The sequence below is a fragment of the Streptomyces sp. NPDC002181 genome (assembly GCF_042890485.1).
In the GTDB taxonomy this organism is placed as follows: Bacteria; Actinomycetota; Actinomycetes; order Streptomycetales; family Streptomycetaceae; genus Streptomyces.
Genome location: NZ_JBIASC010000007.1, coordinates 119677 through 124690 on the forward strand (window position 1 = coordinate 119677; position 5014 = coordinate 124690).

Consider the following 5014-nt stretch of genomic DNA (forward strand, 5'->3'; position numbering starts at 1 on the left):
CATGTCGACGAACGAGGACAAGCTCCGCGACTATCTCAAGCGCGCCACGTCCGACCTGCAACAGAGCCGGCGGCGGCTGAGAGAGGTCGAGGCCAAGGAGCACGAGCCGATCGCCATCGTCGCGATGGGCTGCCGCTTCCCCGGCGGGATCAGCACGCCGGAAGAGCTGTGGGAGATGGTCTCCGAAGGCCGCGACGGCATCTCGTACCTGCCGGAGAACCGCGGCTGGGACACCGCGGGCCTCTACGACCCCACACCGGGCACACCGGGCAAGTCGTACGCCCGTGAGGGCGGCTTCCTGCTCGACGCCGGTGAATTCGACGCGGACTTCTTCAAGATGAGCCCCCGCGAAGCCCGCGAGACCGACCCGCAGCAGAGGCTCCTGCTGGAGACGGCCTGGGAGGTCCTGGAACGGGCCGGCATCGCACCGGACTCGCTGAAGAACACCTCCACGGGCGTCTACACCGGGATCGTCTACCACGACTACGGCGACGGCGGCACCGGCAGCATGGCCAGCGTCGCCTCCGGCCGGATCTCCTACTGCCTGGGCCTCGAAGGCCCGGCGATCACCGTCGACACCGCCTGCTCCTCCTCCCTCGTCGCCCTGCACCTGGCGGCCCGCGCCCTGCGCGCCGGCGAGTGCACGCTCGCCCTCGCGGGCGGTGCCACCGTCATGTCCTCCCCGTCGTCGTTCGTCGGCTTCAGCCAGGACCGCGGGCTCGCCCCGGACGGCCGCTGCAAGTCCTTCTCCTCCGACGCCGACGGCACCGGCTGGGGCGAGGGCGTCGGCCTGCTCCTGCTGGAGCGGCTCTCCGACGCGGTCCGGAGCGGGCACCCCGTACTCGCCGTCCTCCGCGGATCCGCCGTCAACCAGGACGGCGCCAGCAACGGACTGTCCGCGCCCAACGGTCCCTCGCAGCAACGCGTCATACAGGCCGCGCTCGCCGCCGCCCAGCTCTCCGCCCACGAGATCGACACCGTCGAGGCGCACGGCACCGGCACGGTCCTCGGCGACCCGATCGAGGCCCAGGCCCTGCTCGCGACCTACGGCCGGGGCCGGCCCGAGGGCCGCCCCCTGTGGCTCGGCTCCTTCAAATCGAACATCGGCCACGCGCAGGCGGCGGCGGGCGTCGGCGGAATCATCAAGATGGTCCAGGCGATGCGCCACGACCTGCTGCCCAAGTCCCTCAACATCGCCGGACCCAGCACCGAGGTCGACTGGACGGCGGGCGACATCGAGCTGCTCACCGAGGCCCGGCCCTGGCCCCGCGGCGAGCAGCCGCGCCGGGCCGGCGTGTCCTCGTTCGGCATGAGCGGCACCAACGCGCACGTCATCATCGAGGAGGCGCCCGCACCCGCGCCCGCACCCGAGACGGCCGGCACGGCCGAGACGCCCGGCACGGCCGAGACGGCCGGCGCCCCGGCCCCCGCGGCGACGTCCCCCGTCCCCGTCGTGCTCTCCGGCCAGAGCCCGGACGCCCTCACCGACCAGGCCCGCAGGATCCTCACCCACCTCGACGCCCGCACCGGCGACGAACCCACCGTCGTCGACCTCGGCTTCTCCCTGGCCACCACCCGCGCCGCGCTGCGCCACCGCGCCGCCGTCGTCGCGGCCGACCGGACCGAACTCGGCCAGGCCCTCAAGGCGCTCGCCGCCGAGGAACCCCACCCCGGGCTGTCCACCGCCGCGGTCACCGAAGGCCGCACCGCGTTCCTCTTCACCGGCCAGGGCGCCCAGCGCACCGGCATGGGCCGCGAACTGTACGAGGCCTTCCCCGCGTTCGCCGCAGCCCTGGACAAGGTCACGGCCGAGCTGGACGCGCACCTGTCCCGCCCCCTGCGCGAGGTGATGTGGGGCGAGGACGAAGCCGCCCTGAACCGTACCGAGTTCGCCCAGCCCGCCCTGTTCGCCGTAGGGGTGGCGCTCCACCGGCTCCTCGATTCCTGGGGAGTGCGCCCCGACTTCCTCGCCGGCCACTCGGTGGGCGAACTCGCCGCGGCGCACGTCTCCGGCGTACTGACCCTCGCGGACGCGGCACGGCTGGTCGCCGCCCGCGGCCGTCTCATGCAGGCCCTGCCCGCCGGCGGCGCCATGGCCGCCCTCCAGGCCACCGAGGAAGAGGTCCTCGCGCAGCTCAGCGGCGCCGTCGCGATCGCGGCCGTCAACGGCCCGCGATCCGTCGTGATCTCCGGCGACGAGGAGACGGTCCTCACGGTCACGGCGCACTTCGACTCCCTCGGCCGCAAGACCAAGCGCCTCGGCGTCAGCCACGCCTTCCACTCCCCGCTCATGGATCCGATGCTGGACGAGTTCCGCACGGTCGCCGAGAGCATCACGTACGGCACCCCGGCCGTCCCCGTCGTCTCGAACGTCACCGGCACCCCCGCCGGCGGCGAACTCTCCACCCCCGACTACTGGGTCCGCCACGTCCGGGAAGCCGTCCGCTTCGCCGACGGCATCGGCTTCCTCAGCACCAAGGGCGTCACCACGTATGTCGAACTCGGCCCCGACGCAGCCCTGTCCGCCACCGGACCCGACTGCACCGGGCCGGACACCGACTCCGCGTTCGTCCCGCTGCTGCGCCGCGGCCGCAGCGAGGAGCGCGAACTGCTCGCCGGCCTCGGCCACCTGCACGTCCGCGGCCTCCCCGTCGACTGGAGCGCCTTCTACGCGGGCAGCGCCGCCCGCCGCGTCGACCTGCCCACCTACGCCTTCCAGCGCCGCTGGTACTGGCAGGACACCGACGCGACCCCGCAGCGGAGCTCCGCCGACCCGGCCGACGCCACCTTCTGGGACACCCTCGAAGGCGCGGACCTCCCCGTCCTCGCCGACCGCCTCGGCGTCGACCCCGTCTCCCTCGGCGAGGTCGTGCCCGCGGTGACCGCCTGGCGCCGCACGGTGCGCGAAGCCCACACCGTCGACTCCTGGCGCTACCGCGTCGCCTGGCAGCCCGTACCCGAGGAGACCTCGGCACGCCTCGACGGGACCTGGCTGCTCGCCGTACCCGCCGGCCTGTCCGACGACGAGCGGGTACGGACCGTCGCCGCCGCCCTCGAGACGGGAGGGGCCGCGGCCGTCGTACGGATCGAGACCGGCGAAGAGGACCGCACCGCCCTCGCCGCACGGCTCCGCGCCACCGACGCCGCCGCACGGGCCGCCGGAGTCCTCTCCCTGCTCGCCCTCGACGACCGCGTCCACCCCGCGCACCCCTCGCTGACCCGCGGCACCGCCGCCACCCTCGCCCTCGCCCAGGCCCTCGGCGACACCGGCAGCCGCGCCCGGCTGTGGAGCGCCACCACCGGTGCGGCCACCGTCGACCCCGCCGAACCCACCGACCCCTGGCAGGCCCTGCTGTGGGGCACCGGCATCGGTCTCTCCCTCGACCAGCCCGACACCTGGGGCGGCCTCGTCGACCTGCCCGCGACGATCGACTCCGCGGCGGCCCGCCGCCTGGTGTCCGCCCTGGCCGGAACGGCGGGCGAGGACCAGCTCGCGGTCCGCGCCCGAGGCCTCTTCGCCCGCCGCATGGTGCACGCCCCCCTCGGCGAGCTGCCCGCACCCCGCGACTGGAAGCCCCGCGGCACCGTCCTCATCACCGGCGGCACCGGCGGACTGGGCGCACACGTCGCCCGCCTCCTCGCCGGCCTCGGCGCCGAACACCTCGTCCTCACCAGCCGCCGCGGCCGGGCCGCCGCCGGAGCCGCGGACCTTGAGGCCGAACTCGTCGCCCTCGGCTGCCGCGTCACCATCGCCGCCTGCGACGCGGCCGACCGCGACGACCTGGCCGCCCTGCTCGCCGCCATCCCCGAGGACACCCCGCTCACCGCGGTCGTCCACGCGGCCGGCGTACTGCAGCGCCTCGCCCCCGCCGCCGAACTCGGCCTGGAGGAATTCGCCGAGGTGGGCCGCGCCAAGGTGCTTGGCGCCGCACTCCTGGACGAACTCCTCCAAGACCGGCCCCTCGACGCCTTCCTGCTCTTCTCCTCCGGCGCGGCCGTCTGGGGCAGCGCCGGCCAGGCCGCCTACTCGGCCGCCAACGCCTACCTCGACGCGCTCGCCCACCGGCGCCGCGCCCAGGGCCACGCCGCCACCTCCATAGCCTGGGGTTCCTGGGCGAGCGGCATGGTCGACGACGAGATCACCTCCGTCATGCAGCGCATCGGCGCCCCGCCGATGGAGCCGCAACTCGCCCTGCGCGCCCTGCGGACCGCCCTCGACCACGAGGAAAGCCACCTGGTGGTCGCGGACATCGACTGGTCCCGGTTCGCCCCCGTCTACACGACGGCCCGCCCGCGGCCACTGCTCGACGGCCTGCCCGAGGCCCGCGAGGCCCTCGCCGCCCCGGACGGCGGCGACGCGTCGGACGGCCGCGCGGACTCCGGGCTCGCGGCACGGCTCGACGGCATGCCGCCCGCACAGCAGACCAGGACCCTGCTGGAACTCGTACGCACGCACGTGGCCGCCCTGCTCGGCTACGACGACCCGGCCCAGCTGGAGCCCGGCCGGGCCTTCACCGACCTGGGCTTCGACTCGGTCGCCGCCACCGACCTGCGCAACCGGCTCGGCTCCGCCACCGGCATCGCCCTGCCCGCCACCCTCGTCTTCGACCACACCTCCCCCGCCGCCGTCGCCGAGTACCTGCACCAGCAGCTGTGCAAGGACCAGGCGGGAGAGGTACTGGGGCTGCTCTCCGAACTCGACCGGCTCGAACTCGCACTGGCCTCCCTCACCCCGCAGGAGGCCGAGGACCACGGCATCGCAGCGCGACTCCAGGACCTTGCGACCAGGCTGAGGAACCGTGGGGGGTCCGCCTCACCCGCGGCCGAGGGCGACTTCGGCAGCGACATCGGCGGGCTCGACGACGCTTCCGCCGAGGACGTCCTCGCGTTCATCGACCAAGAACTCGGCCTGTCCTGAAAAACGATCAGTTGTGTTGGGGTCCCACCGGGGACTGAAAGGTGTTGTGAGGCTGGGATGGCTGACGACGGCAAGCTCCTTGAGTATCTGAAGCGT

The 5014-nt window shown here is 74.2% G+C and carries 1 protein-coding gene; it reads left to right on the forward strand.

Annotated elements, in window-relative coordinates:
- The first annotated feature begins 1 nt into the window (after position 1).
- Entirely contained in the window at positions 2–4918 is a 4917-nt protein-coding gene (locus tag ACFYXV_RS19400) for a type I polyketide synthase (protein ID WP_389383566.1), read from the forward strand.
- Positions 4919–5014 lie beyond the last annotated feature (96 nt).

Excerpts from the sequence above, each read along its gene's own strand:
- ACFYXV_RS19400 (WP_389383566.1), top strand. The coding sequence starts at position 2 with ATGTCGACGAACGAGGACAAGCTCCGCGACTATCTCAAGCGCGCCACG.